This is a genomic window from Pseudomonas sp. SLFW (genome assembly GCF_009905615.1).
Taxonomy (GTDB): Bacteria; Pseudomonadota; Gammaproteobacteria; order Pseudomonadales; family Pseudomonadaceae; genus Aquipseudomonas; species Aquipseudomonas bambusae.
Genome location: NZ_JAAAKW010000028.1, coordinates 20,312 through 39,357 on the forward strand (window position 1 = coordinate 20,312; position 19,046 = coordinate 39,357).

Here is a 19,046-nt window from a genome sequence, read left to right on the forward strand (position 1 = left end):
TCCTACAAGCATGATTTCATTGTCTTCTCATAATGTGTGCCACTTCTTAAAAGATAAGGCAGGACAGCGAATGTCTGTACATTTTCCAAAATCAACGATGGCACTCTCAATTGGTTTGGCATTATTCATGGTTCAACAGCAGGCCACGGCACGCACGCTCAATGGCTCAATTGAAACGATTGAGAGCGGCGCCCCAGTCGAAAGCTGGACCCTTCTCAATCAGGCCATACTGACCGTCAACGGCGCGACGACGGGGGGCATTAACGTGTCGAGCGGATCAGTGGTCAATCTGAATCCCAACGCGCTGGTTCAATCGGGTGGCGTTGGCGTCGCCTTGAACCAGGCCACCGGTGTTTTCAACGGAGCGCGTATCGAGAGTACCGGCGACTTCGGCCTCTTTCTGAATACCGACCTGGCGGGCACCCGCGGCACGGTTGCCAATGTCACGGACAGCACGATCATCGGTCAGGAGCGCGGAGTCAGCGTCGCGGCAGGCGATGTCACCCTTTCGGGCAGCACCGTCCAGGGAAACAGCGCAGGCGGAACGGGGTTTCTCAATGGCGGTATCGGGATAGCGCTCTTCAACGGGAACGCCACGATCACCGATCAAAGCTCCATCACGGGTGAACAGAACGGCATTCTGGTCAGCCCTGATGCGTCACTGCCCAGCCAGCAGAGCACCATCATCGTCGACAACTCCTCGGTCACCGGGACCAACGGCAGCGCCATCATCGTCGGGTCATTCCGCAACACCCTGGCCTCGTCGGCCGATATCACCCTCCGCAATGGCTCGACGCTGAGCGGTGGCAATGGCGTGATTCTCGAAGTCGCCAACAACTCCAGCGCAACGATCCTCGTCGATGACAGCCTGCTCACCGGGGATGTGCTGATCGGCGATGGCTCGACGGGCGCGTTGACGCTGCAAAACAACGCTGGCATCACGGGGAATATCACCAATGTCGCGAACTTGAACCTCAACAACAACGCTTCGGTGACGGGAAACATTACGCGGGCCAATACGCTCAACGTTCTCAATGGGTCGCGCATCGAAGGCGATGTCAGCGACGTGACGACACTCATTGCCAACGGGAACGTCTCGACCGCCGGGACGATCAGTCGTGTCGCCACATTCGATGCGCTGAACGGCGCCCGGATTGCCAGTGACGTTGCGGACGTCACGAATCTGAGCGTGACGGCCAATTCGTCGGCGACGGGCAACATTACCCGTGTCCAGACGTTCAACGTCGACGGCAACTCCAGCGTCTCTGGGGATGTAAGCGATGTTCAGACCTTCAATCTTTCCGGCAACTCGCAGCTCGGCGGCAAGCTTGAGAATGTCGCCCAGCTGAATTTGAACAACTCCACGTGGACCACCCCTGACGGCCAGGGTGTCAGCCACCTGAACATGAACGCAGGCACGGTGAAGCTGGGAGCAGGGGAGGGTACGTTCCAGACCCTGAATCTCGATTCGTTGTCGGGTAATGGCCGGTTCATCATGGACACCAACCTCGGCGGTCGTGAGGGCGACCTCGTCAACGTTTCCGGGCAGGCGAGCGGGGATTACGCGTTGCTGGTGAAGAACACCGGGATTGACCCGATCAAGGGTGATCCGGATCAGCAGGTTGTGCACACCGGCACCGGAAGCACGGCGGGTTTCAGTCTGGTCGGCGGCCAGGTCGACTTCGGTACGTTCGCCTACCAGCTCGAACAGCGTGAAGGCACGGATTGGTACCTGGTGCAGAAATTCGACGATGACGGCAACCCGATCGTGACGCCTGGCACCGAATCCGTGATTGGTCTGTTCAGCGCTGCCCCCACCGTCTGGTATGGCGAACTGAGCACCTTGCGCAGTCGCATGGGCGAGCTTCGCTACGGTGAGGCTCAGGGTGGCGCGTGGACGCGGGCATACGGCAACAAATACAACATGTCGGCGGCCGGCGGCACGGCGTATCAACAGAATCAGCACGGCGTTTCGTTCGGTGTCGATGCACCGTTGCCGGTTTCTAGCGGGCAGTGGCTGATTGGCCTGTTGGCGGGCTACAGCCGTTCGGACCTGGACATCGCCGCCGGCACGTCCGGGCATGTTGACAGCTACTACGTTGGCGCTTACACCACGTGGCTGTCAGACAGCGGTTATTACGTCGACGCAGTGCTCAAGGCCAACCGCTTCAAAAACTCATCTGACGTGCGCATGAGCGACGGGACCAAGACCGACGGCGACTACAACACCAATGGCATCGGGACATCGGTCGAAGTCGGCAAGCACATCAAGCTGCAAGACAATTGGTTCGTCGAGCCTTTCGGCCAGATTTCATCCCTGTGGGTGCAGGGTGAAAGCTACTCGCTGGACAACGGCATGCACGCCAGCAGCAACAAGGCGGATTCGTTTCTCGGCAAAGTCGGGACGACCGTTGGGCGTAATTTCCCGATGGAAAGAGGCGGATACGTCCAGCCTTATATGAAGGTCGCCTTGGCTCACGAGTTCGCCAACGCCAATCGGGTGAAGGTGAACGACAACAGCTTCAGCAATGACCTGTCGGGCAGCCGAGGAGAAATGGGCGCCGGTGTGGCCGCTCAATTGACCGAGGTTCTGCAACTGCACGCCGACATCGATTACAGCAACGGACAAAACATCGAGCAGCCTTGGGGTGTGAACGTGGGCCTGCGCTACAGCTGGTAACGAAGACGCAAACATTTGGTGTCATGGCAGGGGTCTTCAAGGCCCCTTTTTTCTTGTTCTGGCACAACTTCCCATGACCGAATCGGTGGAGAGCGTCAGGAACCATTTTCTTGCGCCAGGATACGAAGCCTCAGGGGCGACAGTCCGACACCCGGCATGAAAGCTGCTTGCCATGATTCAGGGAACGTATGGTTGGCAATTGAATCCATGACTCAATCCACATGCCCCTACTCGCTGGCAGAGGATTGCCGTATAACGAGCAACAATCGCGTGTTTGGCAACGAAGGACCCACAATAAAAGCTGATGAAGACTCCAAAACGCATTGAACCCCTGATCGAAGACGGTCTGGTAGACGAGGTGCTGCGCCCGCTGATGAGCGGTAAAGAGGCAGCTGTTTATGTGGTGCGCTGCGGCAAAGAACTGCGCTGCGCAAAGGTTTACAAGGAGGCGAACAAACGCAGTTTCCGTCAGGCGGCGGAATATCAGGAGGGCCGCAAGGTCCGCAACAGTCGGGATGCCCGGGCGATGGCCAAGGGTTCAAAGTTTGGGCGCAAGGAAACCGAGGATGCCTGGCAAAACGCCGAGGTGGCGGCTTTATTCCGGTTGGCGAGTGCGGGCGTGAGAGTGCCCAAGCCCTACGACTTCCTCGATGGTGTGTTGCTGATGGAGATGGTCTCGGACGAATACGGCGATGCGGCGCCGCGTCTGAATGACGTCACCCTCGAACCGGATCAGGCTCGTGAGTATCACGCATTTCTGATCCAACAGATCGTGCTGATGCTGTGTACCGGTCTGGTGCACGGTGACCTGTCCGAGTTCAACGTGCTGTTGTCACCGGACGGCCCGGTCATCATCGACTTGCCCCAGGCGGTGGATGCGGCGGGCAACAACCATGCGTTCAGCATGCTCGAACGCGACGTGGGCAACATGGCTTCGTACTTCGGACGTTTCGCACCGGAGCTGAAGAAAACCCGCTTTGCCAAAGAAATGTGGGCTTACTATCAGGCGGGCACTTTGTCGCCAGCGACTGTGCTCACAGGAGAGTTCGACGACCCGGACGAAGAGGCTGACGTTGGCAGCGTGCTGCGTGAGATTGAGGCCGCGCAGCGTGACGAAGCGCGGCGTCAGGCGGCAAGGGCGGCAGACGATGCACCCCCGAACAAAGCCGAAGAACCGCCTCCGCCGTGGATGCAGTGAACGGTTGATGTGATAGCCCGACCCAGGTCGGGCTTTTTCATGCTCGGCAACACCCACCCGATTCCAGATCTTTGAGAATAGGGCAATCCGGCCGGTCATCGCCGTGGCAGTGTTTGACCAGGTCTTGCAGCGTATCGCGCAAACCCGCCAGCTCGGCGATCTTCTGATTCAGCTCGGCGATGTGCTGCCGCGCAAGGGCTTTGACATCCGCGCTGGCGCGGCCTCGGTCCTGCCACAGTGTCAGCAGTTTGCCGACCTCTTCCAGAGAAAACCCCAGATCCCGCGAGCGTTTGATGAAGGCGAGGGTATGCAGGTCGTCCTTGCCGTATAACCGGTAGCCGGTGTCGGTGCGATGGGCGGCCTGTAGCAGGCCGATGGATTCGTAGTAGCGAATCATTTTGGCGCTGAGGCCGCTGCTTTTCGCGGCTTGGCCGATGTTCATGATGCGTCTCCTTCAACGTCGGGTTTCCAGGTTTTCAACAGCAGGGCGTTGCTTACGACGCTGACGCTGGACAGCGCCATGGCGGCCCCCGCCAGCACGGGATTGAGTAGGCCGAGCGCCGCCAGTGGAATGCCGATCAGGTTGTAGACGAAGGCCCAGAACAGGTTTTGCCGGATTTTCGCGTAGGTCTTGCGGCTGATGTCGAGCGCAGCAGGGATCAACCGAGGATCGCCGCGCATCAAGGTGATGGCCGAGGCATGCATCGCGACGTCGGTGCCGCCGCCCATGGCGATGCCGACGTCGGCCGCAGCAAGGGCAGGGGCGTCGTTGATGCCGTCGCCGACCATCGCCACGACACCCGTCTTTTTGAGTTCGATCACGGTGGCGGCTTTGTCTGCAGGCAGCACTTCGGCGTGCACGTCCGAGATGCCCAGCGCTTCAGCCACCACACGGGCGCTGCCGCGATTGTCGCCGGTCAACAAGTGGCTGCTGATGTTTCGCTTGCTTAGCGTCTTAACGGCCTGCGCAGCGCCCGGTTTGAGGGTGTCACCAAAAGCGAACAGGCCAAGCACGCGGCGTTGCGGACTCAGTTCGATGAGCCAGGACAATGTTCGACCTTCCGCTTCCCAGGCCTGAGCGGTTTCAGCGAGGACGTCGGGCGTGAGATCGCTTTCGTCCAGCAGACGCCGATTGCCCAGCGCCAGCTCACGACCTTGCAAGGTGCCTGCGATGCCGCGCCCGGCGAGGGAGCGGCTTTGGGTGATGTCTTCCAACGTCAGGCCCTGTTCGCGTGCGGCGTCCAGAACGGCATTGGCCAGCGGATGCTCGCTTCCTCGCTGGAGCGCACCGGCCTGCTGCAGCAATGCGTTCACGTCGTCGTTCACGGCGGTCATGTGGGCGATGCGCGGGGTGCCCGAGGTCAGCGTCCCGGTCTTGTCGAAGACCACCGCAGTGATTTCGTGGGCGCGTTCCAGCGCTTCGGCGTCTTTGATCAAAATGCCATGGCGCGCCGCAACGCCAGTGCCAGCCATGATCGCCGTGGGCGTCGCCAGGCCCAGCGCGCATGGGCAGGCGATGACCAGCACGGCAACAGCATTGATCAGCGCTGTTTCAACCGAAACACCTGCGACTAGCCAGCCGACCAGTGTCGCGACCGCCAGCAACAAGACCACTGGCACGAATACCTGACTCACTTTATCGACCAGCTTTTGAATGGGCGCTTTGGCGGACTGCGCGTCTTCGACAAGCCGAATGATGCGTGCAAGAACGGTTTCGGCCCCCAGCGCCTGAGTGCTGACCAGCAGGCGGCCTTCGCCATTGATCGCGCCGCCGGTGACCCTGTCGCCGGGCTGTTTGGCGATAGGCAGGCTTTCACCGCTGATCAGCGCTTCGTCTGCATGGCTTTGACCCTCGACGACTTCACCGTCTACTGGAAAACGCTCGCCGGGTTTGACGCGCACAAGATCGCCTACTTTCAATGCGCTGATCGCCACCTCGGCTTCTTGCCCGTCGACCACCCGAACCGCGCGTTCAGGCCGCAGCGCTTCGAGCGCACGAATCGCGCTGGCGGTCTGGCGCTTGGCGCTGCTTTCCAGGTATTTGCCCAGCAAAACTAGGGCGATGACCACCGCCGAAGCTTCGAAATACAGGTGCGGCATGGCACCGGCTGGCGTGACAAGCCACTGATAAACGCTCAGTCCGTAACCTGCGCTGGTGCCCAGCGCGACCAGCAAGTCCATGTTCCCCGCCATCGCCCGCACAGCCTTGAATGCCGCAATATAGAAGCGCGCGCCAAGGAAAAACTGCACGGGGGTGGCCAACAGAAATTGGAACCAGGCGGGGAGCATCCAATGCACGCCAAATGGCTGCAGCAGCATCGGAAGCACCAGCGGCAGAGCGAGCACGATGGCCAGAATCAGGTGCCAGCGTTCGCTGTCATGACGTTTCAGCTGATCGGCTTGCTGAACACCACGATCCTGCTCAAGGCTGGCGCCATAACCGGCTTTGTCCACCGCCGCGATCAGGTTCGCAGGGTCGATCTTGTCGAGGACTTCGACGTGGGCGCGCTCGTTGGCGAGGTTGACGGTGGCGCTCTTCACGCCAGGGACTTTGCGCAACGCCCGCTCGACACGTCCCGCGCAGCTGGCGCAGGTCATGCCGGTGATGGGCAGGTCGAACGTATCGGGACTGGACATCCTGAGGACTCCTTGAAGGCGATTGCCGACAAGGATCAACCTTGCCACGTGGGCAAGGTCAAGTCTCGATTTTTGAGCGAAGGAGGGTGTGCTTTTTTTCAGGCTTAGTAATTCAAATCGGCCCGCTTGAGGTACATCCCGTTCGGCCCTGATGCGATACGGTACTTCAGAACGTCGCCAGCGTTGATGTGCAGGGCGGTGTTGTTCTGCGCTTCAATGCCGGGTGAGCAACCGGGCATCTGGCCGGGCAGCACACGCAGGCGCACAGAGATGTTACCGGCGGGCAGGTTGAACGAGCGGGACTCTTCCTGGAACAGCCGGCCGACGAGTTGATCCTGCATATAGATGCCAATTTCACAGGACGTGGCGACTTCCAGCCGTTCGCGGGAAATGATGAGCACGCCATAATCTTCGTCCGCCTGAGCCCAGGATGCGGAGGCCAGCAGACCAATGAAACCTGCGATGCGAAAGGCAGACCCGCCCATGGCCGATTCTCCTGATGTACGTTGATGAAACACTTTGGCTCAGAGCACGACCGAATACCAGCCCGGCAGATTCAATCAAAACTTGACCTTGCCCCGATGGGAAGGTCGAACATGCCGACATTCATTGCTTTTCACTCAACCGAGGAGTCACGACATGCAAACCTTCAACGTTCAAGGCATGACCTGCGACCACTGCGTGCGCGCCGTCACCAACGCGATCAAAGGCGAAGACCCGAGTGCCGACGTGCAGATCGACCTGGCCAAAGGTGAGGTGGTCGTGCAAAGCCAACTGCCGGCCGATCAGATCATCGGGTTGATTGTGGAGGAGGGGTATACCGCGAAGGTGGCGTGAGTGTTGAGTCCCCGCAGGCGGCCCCAGTCAGACTCACGCGTCGGGGCGCCATCGGGCTTCTGTGGGAGCGAATTCATTCGCGAAAAAGGGGCAGTCGATAGAGATGTGTCGGATGTAATGATGCTTCGCGAATGAATTCGCTCCCACAGGGCGCTTGTACGCGGGCATCTACCTGTAACCGCACGGCCAGGTCGTGCGGTTATCAGATCAATAGTGATACCACTTCAACTCCAGCATCACTTCATTCACCGGCGACGTCAGCTCGCTGAACTCACGCTGCGCACTCAGCCGCAGTCCCAGGTTTCGGGACAATTCCCACTGTTGGTTCAGACTGATCGTGCGTCGCACTTCGCCGTTGGTGAAGTAATCGCCCTTGCCCTCCAGACTCAGATTGCCCAGCGGATTGCGCCACAGCACCCCGCTGTCAAAGCCCGCAGCAGGCGAAACGAACGCGTCGAAATCATTGTTGTGCTCGATGCGTACCGTGCCCAGCGCAAAACCCAGCACGTCATCCCCCAGCTTCCATGTCCCGCCCGCGCCACCGTTCACGTGGCTCACCAGATTTTCGTCGCCATGCTTGCCCAACACGCGCTCCAGACCGCCCGCGACCTGCCACGACCAAGGCTGCAACAGCTCGTTGCGCGGCGTGAGTGAGCGAATGGTCGCGAGGTCCAGTTGCTGCACCTGCCACTTATTGTTTTCGTACTGGCGCAGCTTCAACTGAAGAATCTCGATCTGCGCGCCGAGCGGGAAGCCGTAAGCGTTGTCGTTCAGGTCGTGATAGGCCATGCGCAACCCATATTCCGCGAAAGCCTTGTCGTCCCGCGTACCTGCGCCTAACTGCCAGGTGCGCGATTCGTGGCCGTCTTCAGGCAAACCCGGACGCTCGATATCAAGCGCAGGCGGCGGGTTGGTGCTGATTGCCCGCAGCAGGTCGTAGCTGCGTTGCGACCTTGCAGCGTCGCGCTCCTCACCATTAGCGCGGTAACGCTCCAGTCGATAGGCTGCGTCCTGAATCAACGCCCGGCGCTCTTTTGGCACCGCGAGGTATTCCGCCGTCTGCATTTGCTTCTGGTCGGCGCTCACCTTCAGCACCCACTGTTTCTCATCGTGATTCAACGGTTCGGCGCGGCTCAGCAGTTCGCGTTCCTTGGAGGGGCGATAGTCGATTTTTTCGACCAGACCCGCCTCTTTAACGGCGCGCACAGTGTCGGTGGGAATGGCCGTGAGCTGAAATTGCGGCGTCAGGTTCAGGCTCGGGCGCGCGACCTGCAACAGCTCCAGCAGCCGGTACGAACAGTTTTCGTCGAAGAAGAAATAGCCGAAGCGAATCTGCTTGAGTTCCCACACGTGCTCGACCATGCGCCGCGTTTCTTCCGGCGTCAGGTTCAGGCGGTATTCCCACAGGTCGCGGTTTTCGAGACTACGGTACTCGGAGAGTTTTTCCTGATACGGCACGAGCGCGAACAGACCGGGGTAGCCGCCCATCAGGCCTTTCCAGGCGTAGAGAATGCTGTTGTCGGAGCCTTCGATGTAGGCGCCGAAGTTGATGGCGTAACTGAGCAGGGCAGTCTTGTTCGCCTGCACATTGGCCTGGTCGATGCGCAGCAATGTGTGGCCGAACATCGACGACGGGCTGTTGAGGTACGCGGCGGGGAAGATCATGACCGTGCTGTCCGGCGCCACATCGGAGAACCACTTGTTGAATTCTTTGCAGTCCACGGCGGGCAGGTCAGTGAGCTTCAGCTCGTCCCGCAGAAAACGCGTGCGCGAGGGATAGACGCATTGCGGGTGCAGGTCTTCCTTGCCTTGCATGACCGGGCGATAGATCGCTTCGAGGGTCGCGGCCAGCTCGGCTTTAGGGTCATGGGCACCATGGGTGGCCAGGAAGAATTTGGGGTCATCGACATAACTGCGCCAGCCACCCAGCTTGCCGGATTCATAGTGGCCGATCGCGATCCAGAACCTGGAATCGGCGAGGTGCTGCAAACGTTCGTTATCGACGTGAGGCGCGGCGGACAGCGGGGCGCAGACACAGAGCACCAGCCAGGCAAGGCGTTTGAGCATAGAGTGGCAACTAATCAAAAAGAGGCGGAAGGCGTTGAAAGCCTGCCTCCCGACGGGGAGGCAGGTGGCACGACTTTAGGCTTGGGTTGCGTATTTGGCCAGAGTCGGATCGTTCTTCAGGACGTCGATGGTGTTGGTGTGCACGTCTTCAGCGGTGGCGTCGGCCTTGTTGAAGATTTGGGTGTAGTGCTCGTGGGTGACGGCGGCGAAATGCGCACGGTCTTCCGGTGCAACGCCCAGCACGACCGCGTAGGTGGTCAGTGCTTCGCCTTGGCCCATCGCCATGTCTTTGGAGAGCTCGTCCATCATGCCGTTCATGGCAAACCAGGATTTGCCGCCGTACGTCAGCGCGCTGTTGGTGGAGCAGCCGTTGGTGCCCGAGGTCATGCCGAAGGTGGCGTTACCGGAGGTGCCGTTGGTGGTGGAAGCCAGGAAGTGGGCCGGGGTGCCGCGTTGCCCTTCGAACAGCATGTTGCCCCAGCCGCAATCTGGGCCACCAGGGGCTTGAGCCATGGCGTTCAGGGATGCAGCGGCGAGGAGAGTACCAAGAAGAATCCGTTTCATAGCGTTAGTCTCTGTTGTTTCAACCAAGGGTCGGAGTCCTGACCGATACGGGCGTCAGGTCGGGCCGGCTATTCGATTTGTTACCGACCGCGCAGCTTGGAGTTTAGGCACGATCTGAACGTTCCGTGGTTTATTGCAGTTTGTTGTCTGTAGCCACCGGCCTTTGGGGCTTGTAGGTCGCTTCCTCAACAAGAAAACGATTGCGCGAGTTCTTGCCTTGCCAGTCTGGTGCGGCGAGCGCCAGAATGCCCCCATCTGCCCCGCCTGATGTAAGGATGTCCGATGCCCGATTCTGTAGCTGCCAGCCTGCGACTTGCGCCCGAGGCGCTGACCCGCCCCTTTTCCGCTGAACAGTTCAGCTTCACGACAACCAACGATCTGGAACCCTTTCGCGGCGTACTCGGCCAGGAGCGAGCAGTCGAGGCCTTGCAATTCGGGGTCGCCATGCCGCGCCCTGGCTACAACGTATTCGTCATGGGTGAGCCCGGCACCGGCCGCTTCTCATTCGTCAAGCGCTACCTCAAGGCCGAGGGCAAGCGCATGCAGACCCCGTCGGACTGGGTCTACGTCAACAACTTCGACGAGCCGCGCGAGCCTCGCGCCGTGGAGTTGCCACCGGGCAGCGCCAGTTCGTTCATCGCCGACATAAACGGACTGATCGACAACTTGCTGTCGACTTTTCCTGCAGTCTTTGAGCATCCGTCCTACCAGCAGAAGAAAAGCGCCATCGACCGTGCCTTCAATCAGCGCTACGACAAGGCACTGGACGTGATCGAGCGCTTGGCGCTGGAAAAGGACATCGCCCTGTATCGCGACAGCACCAACATCGCCTTCACGCCCATGCTGGAAGGCAAGGCGTTGGACGAGGCCGAGTTTTCACAACTGCCGGAAGCCGAGCGCGAGCGTTTTCACACCGATATTTCGGCGCTGGAAGAACGTTTGAATGAAGAGCTCGCCAGCCTGCCGCAGTGGAAGCGCGAGTCCAACAACCAGATGCGTCAGCTAAATGAAGAGACGATCATTCTGGCCCTGCAACCGCTGCTGGCGCCGCTCTCGGAGCAGTACGCCGAGAATGCCGCCGTTTGCGCGTACCTGCAGGCTGTGCAGGTCAACCTGCTGAAAACAGTGGTCGAGCAACTGGTCGACGACAGCAAGACCGACGCTCAGGCGCGCAAGCTGCTGGAAGAGCAATACTGCCCGAGCCTGGTGGTCGGTCATTCAGCCAGCGGCGGGGCGCCTGTGGTGTTCGAGCCGCACCCGACCTACGACAACCTGTTCGGGCGTATCGAATACAGCACCGACCAAGGCGCGCTGTACACCACCTACCGCCAACTGCGTCCGGGGGCTTTTCACCGGGCCAATGGCGGTTTCCTGATTCTCGAAGCCGAGAAGATGCTCAGCGAGCCGTTCGTGTGGGATGCCCTCAAACGCTCGCTGCAATCGCGCAAGCTCAAGATGGAGTCACCGCTGGGCGAGCTGGGACGTATCGCGACCGTGACCCTGACGCCGCAGACCATTCCGTTGCAGGTCAAAGTCATCATCATTGGCGCCCGCTCACTGTATTACACGCTGCAAGACCTCGATCCGGACTTCCAAGAGATGTTCCGGGTGCTGGTGGATTTCGACGAAGACATCCCGATGGTCGACGAAAGCCTTGAGCAGTTCGCGCAGTTGCTGAAAACGCGCACCTCGGAAGAGGGTATGGCGCCGTTGACCGCCGATGCCGTCGCCCGTCTGGCGACCTACAGCGCTCGGCTGGCGGAGCATCAGGGGCGTTTGTCGGCGCGTATCGGTGATCTGTTTCAGTTGGTCAGCGAGGCGGATTTCATTCGCAGCCTGGCCAACGACGAGCGCACGGATGCGGGCCATATCGAGCGCGCACTCAAGGCCAAAGCCACACGCACCGGTCGCGTCTCGGCACGGATTCTCGACGACATGCTTGCCGGGATCATCCTGATCGACACCACAGGCGCAGCGGTCGGCAAATGCAACGGGTTGACCGTGCTGGAAGTCGGCGACTCGGCCTTCGGTGTGCCAGCACGTATTTCCGCGACGGTCTATCCGGGCGGCAGCGGCATCGTCGACATCGAGCGTGAGGTCAACCTCGGTCAGCCGATTCACTCCAAGGGTGTGATGATTCTCACCGGGTATCTGGGCAGCCGTTATGCGCAGGAATTCCCGCTGGCGATTTCCGCGAGCATCGCCCTCGAACAGTCCTACGGTTACGTGGATGGCGACAGCGCTTCGCTGGGCGAGGTCTGCACGCTGATCTCGGCGTTGTCGAAAACGCCGCTCAAGCAATGTTTCGCGATTACCGGCTCCATCAACCAATTCGGTGAAGTGCAGGCCGTGGGCGGCGTCAACGAGAAGATCGAAGGCTTTTTCCGACTCTGTGAAGCCCGGGGTCTGACAGGCGATCAAGGCGCAATCATCCCGCAGGCCAACGTCGCCACGCTGATGCTCGACGAGCGTGTACTGCAAGCCGTGCGTGCGGGGCAGTTCCATGTCTATGCCGTGCGTCAGGTGGACGAGGCGCTGAGCCTGCTTGTCGGAGAAGCGGTGGGCGAGGCGGATGAAGAGGGGCAGTTCCCGGAAAATTCGGTCAATGGCCGGGTGGTGGATCGTCTGCGCGATATCGCAGAAATGCTCAGCGAAGAAGACCTGAAAGAGCTCGAAAAAGAGGCGCCACAATTACAACCCGAACTGAAAAGTTGACGGTTTGACGTCAATGAAACAGGGCGCTTGATGGCAAAATGACCATTCGGCGCCCTTTTTGTTTTTACGCTTTTCCTGTGGGGTATTTCTTCGATATTGTCGTATTGCAGCAGTTGTCAAAGGGACTGACGCGTTTCCTTCGCTGTTCCAAGGGAATGAATACTGCAATCAATGAGGAGCTCGCCATGCCGCGCAGCCTCTGTCTTACTCGCCAATGTCTGGGTCTTGAGACCCGTATCGAATGTGTGGTTCGCCCTCTGTCCGGCGATAACGGTATGTGGACTTTGCTGTTCGCCGCCGGGATGTCCGGAGAACAACCTTCCGCGTTAAAGGCTCAGGGCCCGTTTCATGGCCCGGTCGCCGCCGAGTCCGTATTGGACGCGATTGCCGAAAGCCTGACCCTTCATGGTTATCAGACTGCGGAAGAAATACCGATCTGGAGTCTTCATCTGCAGGGTGAGTTACGACGGATCAACGGTGACACTGCTCACGGTCAGCGAACCTCTCCGGTCAACTGACACGCTCTGACACATCGACGAACGCCCCGTGGTATGCCTGATCATCAGGGTTGTAGCGTGGAGTTCGCCGATGGCTACAGGCGCAAGCCACTCCAGTTAATTGTTTCATTTCTTGTCCTCAACACTTGTGTCGACAAACCTTGACCCTATACTCGCGGGCTTTCAATTACCTGTGAGCTTCAATGGAACGGTTTATCGAAAATGCCATGTACGCGTCGCGCTGGTTGTTGGCGCCGATCTACTTTGGCCTGTCTCTGGGACTTTTGGCGCTGGCGCTCAAGTTCTTTCAGGAAATCTTTCACGTCATCCCCAATGTGTTTTCCCTGGCAGAGTCCGACCTGATTCTGGTGCTGCTGTCGCTGATCGACATGGCGCTGGTGGGCGGTCTGCTGGTCATGGTGATGATCTCGGGTTACGAGAACTTCGTGTCCCAGCTCGACATCGACGAAGACAAGGAAAAGCTCAACTGGCTCGGCAAAATGGACTCGTCTTCCCTGAAGATGAAAGTCGCCGCGTCCATCGTCGCGATCTCTTCCATTCATCTGCTGCGGGTGTTCATGGACGCCAAAAACATCGAAACCCAATACCTGATGTGGTACGTGATCATTCACATGACCTTCGTGGTATCGGCGTTTGCGATGGGCTATCTGGACAAGCTGACCAAGCACTGATCCCAGGCCGCTGGCATTTTCAACTGAACAGAAAATGACCAGCGGCGCCTTCTGTTCCTTGTACTTCAGCCAGACTGGGCAAGACTTCTTTTTCGCTCACTCAACGCCTGAATCAACGAGGACTCTCTCATGAATCTTCAGGAACTCACGGCTCACGCCAGTGCCGGCCACATCGACGAACTCAACCTTATCTCCATGGAAGGCGGCATTTACCTGCTCGAAGCGCGCATGCACGGCGCTGCGCATCCGCTGAACGATGCCCAGGGAAAAACCCTGCACCTGCGCTCGGTCGAACACGCCAGGGACGTGCTGCAATCGGTCTCGCATATGCCGTTCAATCTGGTGCACGCCGTGGTTCACGACGAGATGTGTGGCATCCGCGACACCGAGGAACAGGTCGTGCGCGTTCCCATCTCTATTCGCTCGGCCTGGTAGCGGCGGGTTGGCTGCCTAGGGTGCGGAGGGCAGATGTGCTAGGCTGCTCGGCCTTTTAGTTCAGGGCGCCTGCGGGCGTTCATCAAGCGGAGCAGCAGCATGTCCGAAGTCAATCTGTCCACCGACGAAACCCGCGTCAGCTACGGCATTGGCCGCCAACTGGGCGACCAACTGCGTGACAACCCGCCACCGGGCGTCAATCTGGACGCCATCCTGGCCGGTCTGACCGATGCGTTCGCTGGTCAGCCAAGCCGTGTCAGCCAGGAAGAAATGGCGGCCAGCTTCAAAGTCATTCGTGAAATCATGCAAGCTGAAGCCGCCGCCAAAGCCGAAGCCGCTGCAGGCGCTGGCAAGGAATACCTGGCCGAAAACGCCAAGCGTGAAGGCGTCACGACGTTGGATTCCGGTTTGCAGTTCGAAGTGATCACCCAAGGCGATGGCGCTCAGCCAACCCGCGAAAGCAACGTGCGTACTCATTACCACGGCATGCTGATCGACGGCACCGTCTTCGACAGCTCCTACGATCGTGGCGAGCCGGCCGAATTCCCGGTTGGCGGCGTGATCGCTGGCTGGACCGAAGCCCTTCAATTGATGAAAGCCGGCAGCAAATGGCGCCTGCACGTGCCGAGCGAACTGGCTTACGGCGCTCAAGGCGTTGGCAGCATCCCGCCGCACAGCGTGCTGGTGTTCGACGTCGAACTGCTCGACGTCCTCTAAAACAGCGGCAAGCTGCAAGTGTTGAGCTTCACGTTAAAAGCAGTGCGTCGTTGACTGGTCCTGATCGTACAGTCGACGACGAAAAGCTTGCGGCGTGTAGCTTGCCACTTGCAGCTGATCAGTGAAGTTCGCATGCCGGGCGCAACGCTCGGGCATAGCAGAACAGGAACAGGCTGCGCACCATCTCCTTTTGAATCCCCGGTTCGCATGAGCTGAGGCTGTTCACGTCCAGATCTCCTTGATCTCGCAATTCATCCAGCGCGTCTTCTTCCAGCACGGCGCACACCTCCCCGGTTTCGCGATGCAGGATACGCAGGTAAGGGTGTGGCCGATCCAGCCATGCGTCGATCAGATAGGTCATGTTCGTTCTCCTTGAAATGATTCAATGAGAATAATTCCTATCTGAAGAATAGCAAGGATCTATTTGAGATTAATTCGCATTTTGGTGGCGGATGGATTCAGGGCATTCTTTCCGGCGAGCGGGAAACCTGTAGGGGTGAGCTTGCTCGCGATGGCGCTGAGTCCGTTGATGAATACGTGATTGGCATTCCCTATCGCGAGCAAGCTCACTCCTGCAGGGATCTCTACCGGGCATGAAAAAGCCCGTCACGAGGACGGGCTTCTGGTGAGGCGGTGCGCGCGTCAGTGCGTGCGGGCGACGGCGAATTCGCTCAGTTCGATCAGCGCATCGCGGTACTCGCTGGCAGGCAGCACATCCAGGCAGGCGATGGCGCGAGCCACATAGTCACGGGCCAATTGTGCCGTGTAGTCCAGCGAGCCGGATTGCTCGACCGCTTCACGGATGGCATCCAGGTCTTCCAGGCCGCCTTTCTGAATCGCCTTGCGCACCAATGCTGCTTGCTCAGGCGTGCCTTCGCGCATGGTGTAGATCAGGGGCAGGGTCGGTTTGCCTTCTGCCAGGTCGTCACCAATGTTCTTGCCCATGGTCTCGGCGTCGCCGCGGTAGTCGAGCAGGTCGTCGACCAACTGGAACGCGATGCCCAGATGGTCGCCGAACGTGCGTAACGCTTCACTCTGGTCATGGTTTGCATTGGCCAGGGCGGCGGCGCTGTGGGTCGAGGCTTCGAACAGCATGGCCGTCTTGCCGCGAATCACTTCCATGTAGGTTTCTTCGGTGGTGCTGGCGTCCCGAACCTTGGACAGTTGCAGCACTTCGCCTTCCGCAATGACGCGAGTGGCTTTCGAAAGGATCTTCATGACCGGCATCGAACCCAGCTCGACCATCATTTCGAACGAGCGGGAATAAAGGAAGTCGCCGACCAGAACGCTGGGTGCGTTGCCCCACATGGCGTTGGCAGTCGAACGGCCACGGCGCATACCGGACATGTCAACGACATCGTCGTGCAACAGGGTCGCGGTGTGCAGGAATTCGATGGTGGCCGCCAGCAGGCGCAGGTTGTCGCCACCGCTGCCGAGTGCCTTGCCGCACAGGAGCACCAACAACGGACGCAGACGTTTGCCGCCAGCTGAGGTAATGTAGTCGCCGATTTTCGAGACCAGCGGCACGCGCGATGTCAGCTGCTTCTTGATAATGTGGTCGACGGCTGTAAAGTCGTCCGCCACAGCGCGGTAGAAGGCTTGGGGTTGCATCAGCGAGACGTGCTCCAGAAGGGTTGCGCGGCATGCTAGGTCGCAGGCCCCACCCTGTCAAGGCGTGACGTAACGCCGCTTGCAAGGCGTTCGCGGCTTGCGTACAATCGCGCACCCTAACTTTCCTGGGCAGCACCTGCCTTACGCAATTGCATGACGAGCCTTTCCAGCCCCATGCAGCCATGCCAGCCGATACTCTTCTTATAAAGCGCTGGGTGAGCAGGATTTTCGGAGAAATACCATGTCGTACGCAGTAATCGTTACCGGTGGCAAGCAGTACAAAGTCGCCCCAGGTGAATACCTGAAAATTGAAAAACTGGAAGTCGCTACTGGCGAAACCGTGACCTTCGACCGCGTTCTGCTGGTTGCCAACGGTGACGACGTCAATATCGGTGCTCCAGTTGTTGCCGGTGCTACCGTTGTGGCTGAAGTGATCTCCCAAGGTCGTCACGATAAAGTCCGCATCATCAAGTTCCGTCGCCGTAAGCACCACATGAAGCGTATGGGCCACCGCCAGTGGTTCACCGAGATCAAAATCACCGGTATCCAGGCCTGAATTTCAGCCTGATACCCTAATAGGAGTATTGAACTCATGGCACACAAAAAAGCTGGTGGTAGTACCCGTAACGGTCGCGACTCAGAAGCCAAACGTCTTGGCGTCAAGATGTACGGTGGCCAGGTAATCATTCCGGGCAACATCATCGTGCGTCAGCGCGGCACCCAATTCCACGCTGGTTACGGCGTTGGCATGGGCAAAGATCACACCCTGTTCGCTAAAGTCGAAGGCGTGATCAAGTTCGAAGTCAAAGGCGCCTTCGGTCGTCGCTATGTAAGCATCGTGCCTAAGGCTCAAGCCGCGGCATAATCTTGCAGTCTCGGGTGGTTCGGGTGCGTTCTCGCGCTCACGCCGTCCGAGCAAAAAAGCCCTGTCGATGACAGGGCTTTTTCGTTTGTAGAAGCTTTGGTTTTTGGTGAGTCTCTTGCAAAGCTGTTTGTGTGGGCCGTTGTGGTGTGAAGTCGCTGGTTTTTGATCGGTATCGCAACGCTCATCTTTGCAAGAGCCTTATGAATTTATGTTGTTTGCTCGTCTTTGTGACGGGAGGCGTGCGTTATGAAATTTGTTGATGAAGTATCCATTCGGGTGAAGGCCGGTGACGGCGGCAACGGTTGCATGAGCTTCCGTCGCGAAAAATTCATCGAAAACGGTGGTCCCAACGGGGGTGATGGTGGTGATGGCGGCTCGATCTACATGATCGCCGACGAGAACCTCAACACTCTGGTCGACTATCGCTACACCCGTCATTTCGATGCCGAGCGTGGTTCGAACGGCGGCAGCACGGATTGCACCGGCCGCAAGGGTGAAGATCTGGTCCTGCGCGTTCCGGTCGGCACCACTGTGATCGACGCCAGTACCCAGGAAATCATCGGTGACCTGACCAAGGCCGGTCAGCGCCTGTTAGTGGCTCATGGCGGCTGGCACGGTCTGGGCAACACCCGCTTCAAATCCAGTACCAACCGTGCACCGCGTCAAACGACGCCGGGCAAGCCGGGTGAGCAGCGTGACCTGAAACTGGAAATGAAAGTGCTGGCGGACGTCGGTCTGCTGGGCTTGCCGAACGCGGGCAAGAGCACCTTCATTCGTTCGGTATCGGCTGCCAAGCCGAAAGTTGCCGACTACCCCTTCACCACGCTGGTGCCGAACCTGGGCGTGGTCAGTGTTGACCGCTGGAAGAGCTTCGTCGTCGCCGACATCCCGGGCCTGATCGAAGGTGCATCCGATGGAGCGGGTCTCGGCATTCGCTTCCTCAAGCACTTGGCGCGTACTCGCCTGCTGCTGCACCTCGTCGACATGGCGCCGCTGGATGAAAGCGATCCTGCCGATGCGGCGGAAGTGATCGTCAACGAACTGGTCAAGTTCAGCCCGGCGCTGTCGGATCGCGATCGCTGGCTGGTGCTGAACAAGTGCGACATGCTGTCGGAAGATCAGCATGAAGCGGTCAAGGCGCAGATTGTCGAGCGTCTGAACTGGACCGGCCCGGTGTACATGATCGCGGCGATTGCCAAGCAGGGCACCGAGCGTCTGAGCCACGACATCATGCGTTATCTGGAGGATCGTGCTGATCGTCTGGCCAATGACCCGGCCTATGCCGAAGAGCTGGCAGAGCTGGATCAGCGCATTGAAGACGAGGCCCGCGCACAGTTGCAGGCGCTGGACGACAAGCGTGCGCTGCGCCGCAGTGGCGTCAAGAGCGTGCATGACATGGGCGATGATGATTGGGATGAAGATTTCGAGGACGATGAAGACGGTCCGGAAATCATTTACGTCCGTGAGTGATCGACTGAAGTAAACTACAACGCCGCTGAAATCAGCGGCGTTTTAGTGTCTTGGATTTGTA

The 19,046-nt window shown here is 59.1% G+C and carries 18 protein-coding genes; 11 read left to right on the forward strand and 7 right to left on the reverse strand.

Annotated features, from left to right (window positions below; all coding sequences use genetic code 11):
* Window positions 1-127: 127 nt before the first annotated feature.
* On the forward strand, window positions 128-2,680 hold the full coding sequence (locus tag GVN17_RS27050; protein ID WP_166598359.1) for an autotransporter outer membrane beta-barrel domain-containing protein: 2,553 nt from the start codon (window positions 128-130) through the stop codon (window positions 2,678-2,680).
* 304 nt (window positions 2,681-2,984) lie between these two features.
* Window positions 2,985-3,878: a PA4780 family RIO1-like protein kinase gene (locus GVN17_RS27055; protein ID WP_166598360.1), complete on the forward strand. Its 894-nt coding sequence runs from the start codon at window positions 2,985-2,987 to the stop codon at window positions 3,876-3,878.
* A gap of 37 nt (window positions 3,879-3,915) precedes the next feature.
* Here GVN17_RS27055 and cueR read toward each other — a convergent pair whose 3' ends face one another.
* The 3 genes from cueR to GVN17_RS27070 form a co-directional block, all read right to left on the reverse strand.
* Window positions 3,916-4,320, reverse strand: a complete 405-nt coding sequence (gene cueR, locus GVN17_RS27060) for a Cu(I)-responsive transcriptional regulator (RefSeq protein ID WP_166598361.1) — start codon at window positions 4,318-4,320, stop codon at window positions 3,916-3,918.
* The gene (locus tag GVN17_RS27065) at window positions 4,317-6,515 is read right to left on the reverse strand and encodes a cation-translocating P-type ATPase (RefSeq protein WP_256665433.1); all 2,199 of its coding nucleotides are present in this window, start codon (window positions 6,513-6,515) and stop codon (window positions 4,317-4,319) included. Before GVN17_RS27065 ends, cueR begins: the two co-directional genes overlap by 4 nt.
* Before the next feature lie 104 nt (window positions 6,516-6,619).
* Entirely contained in the window at window positions 6,620-7,000 is a 381-nt protein-coding gene (locus GVN17_RS27070; protein ID WP_166598362.1) for a hypothetical protein, read from the reverse strand.
* Between the two features lie 154 nt (window positions 7,001-7,154).
* On the opposite strand from GVN17_RS27070, the gene GVN17_RS27075 reads away from it, so the two are divergent.
* A complete protein-coding gene (locus GVN17_RS27075) occupies window positions 7,155-7,352 on the forward strand; it encodes a heavy-metal-associated domain-containing protein (protein WP_166598363.1) in 198 nt (65 codons plus the stop codon).
* A gap of 207 nt (window positions 7,353-7,559) precedes the next feature.
* On the opposite strand, the gene GVN17_RS27080 is transcribed toward GVN17_RS27075, so the two are convergent.
* Together GVN17_RS27080 and GVN17_RS27085 are read right to left on the reverse strand one after the other, a co-directional pair.
* Window positions 7,560-9,419, reverse strand: a complete 1,860-nt coding sequence (locus tag GVN17_RS27080) for a DUF4105 domain-containing protein (protein ID WP_166598364.1) — start codon at window positions 9,417-9,419, stop codon at window positions 7,560-7,562.
* A 75-nt stretch (window positions 9,420-9,494) separates the two neighbouring features.
* Window positions 9,495-9,983 carry a DUF3015 domain-containing protein gene (locus tag GVN17_RS27085; RefSeq protein ID WP_166598365.1) on the reverse strand — a complete coding sequence of 163 codons (489 nt, stop codon included), beginning with the start codon at window positions 9,981-9,983 and terminating at the stop codon, window positions 9,495-9,497.
* 282 nt (window positions 9,984-10,265) lie between these two features.
* On the opposite strand from GVN17_RS27085, the gene GVN17_RS27090 reads away from it, so the two are divergent.
* The 5 genes from GVN17_RS27090 to GVN17_RS27110 all read left to right on the forward strand — a co-directional run bounded on the left by GVN17_RS27090 (window position 10,266) and on the right by GVN17_RS27110 (window position 15,039).
* Entirely contained in the window at window positions 10,266-12,698 is a 2,433-nt protein-coding gene (locus GVN17_RS27090; protein ID WP_166598366.1) for a Lon protease family protein, read from the forward strand.
* Window positions 12,699-12,883: 185 nt separating this feature from the next.
* Window positions 12,884-13,216, forward strand: coding sequence for a hypothetical protein (locus tag GVN17_RS27095; RefSeq protein WP_166598388.1), 333 nt, complete (start codon window positions 12,884-12,886; stop codon window positions 13,214-13,216).
* A 182-nt stretch (window positions 13,217-13,398) separates the two neighbouring features.
* Entirely contained in the window at window positions 13,399-13,887 is a 489-nt protein-coding gene (locus tag GVN17_RS27100) for a TIGR00645 family protein (protein ID WP_166598367.1), read from the forward strand.
* Window positions 13,888-14,016: 129 nt separating this feature from the next.
* Window positions 14,017-14,322 carry a DUF6482 family protein gene (locus GVN17_RS27105; RefSeq protein WP_166598368.1) on the forward strand — a complete coding sequence of 102 codons (306 nt, stop codon included), beginning with the start codon at window positions 14,017-14,019 and terminating at the stop codon, window positions 14,320-14,322.
* A gap of 99 nt (window positions 14,323-14,421) precedes the next feature.
* A complete protein-coding gene (locus GVN17_RS27110) occupies window positions 14,422-15,039 on the forward strand; it encodes an FKBP-type peptidyl-prolyl cis-trans isomerase (RefSeq protein ID WP_166598369.1) in 618 nt (205 codons plus the stop codon).
* Between the two features lie 118 nt (window positions 15,040-15,157).
* Here the strand turns inward: GVN17_RS27110 and GVN17_RS27115 are convergent, their stop codons facing one another.
* Window positions 15,158-15,400: a hypothetical protein gene (locus GVN17_RS27115; protein WP_166598370.1), complete on the reverse strand. Its 243-nt coding sequence runs from the start codon at window positions 15,398-15,400 to the stop codon at window positions 15,158-15,160.
* A 281-nt stretch (window positions 15,401-15,681) separates the two neighbouring features.
* Entirely contained in the window at window positions 15,682-16,650 is a 969-nt protein-coding gene (locus tag GVN17_RS27120) for a polyprenyl synthetase family protein (RefSeq protein ID WP_166598371.1), read from the reverse strand.
* 241 nt (window positions 16,651-16,891) lie between these two features.
* On the opposite strand from GVN17_RS27120, the gene rplU reads away from it, so the two are divergent.
* The 3 genes from rplU (at window position 16,892) to cgtA (ending at window position 18,985) form a co-directional block, all read left to right on the forward strand.
* Window positions 16,892-17,206, forward strand: a complete 315-nt coding sequence (gene rplU / locus GVN17_RS27125; RefSeq protein WP_093464734.1) for a 50S ribosomal protein L21 — start codon at window positions 16,892-16,894, stop codon at window positions 17,204-17,206.
* Between the two features lie 36 nt (window positions 17,207-17,242).
* Entirely contained in the window at window positions 17,243-17,515 is a 273-nt protein-coding gene (rpmA, locus tag GVN17_RS27130) for a 50S ribosomal protein L27 (protein WP_166598372.1), read from the forward strand.
* A gap of 246 nt (window positions 17,516-17,761) precedes the next feature.
* Window positions 17,762-18,985, forward strand: coding sequence for an Obg family GTPase CgtA (cgtA, locus tag GVN17_RS27135; protein WP_166598373.1), 1,224 nt, complete (start codon window positions 17,762-17,764; stop codon window positions 18,983-18,985).
* The last annotated feature ends 61 nt before the right edge of the window (window positions 18,986-19,046 follow it).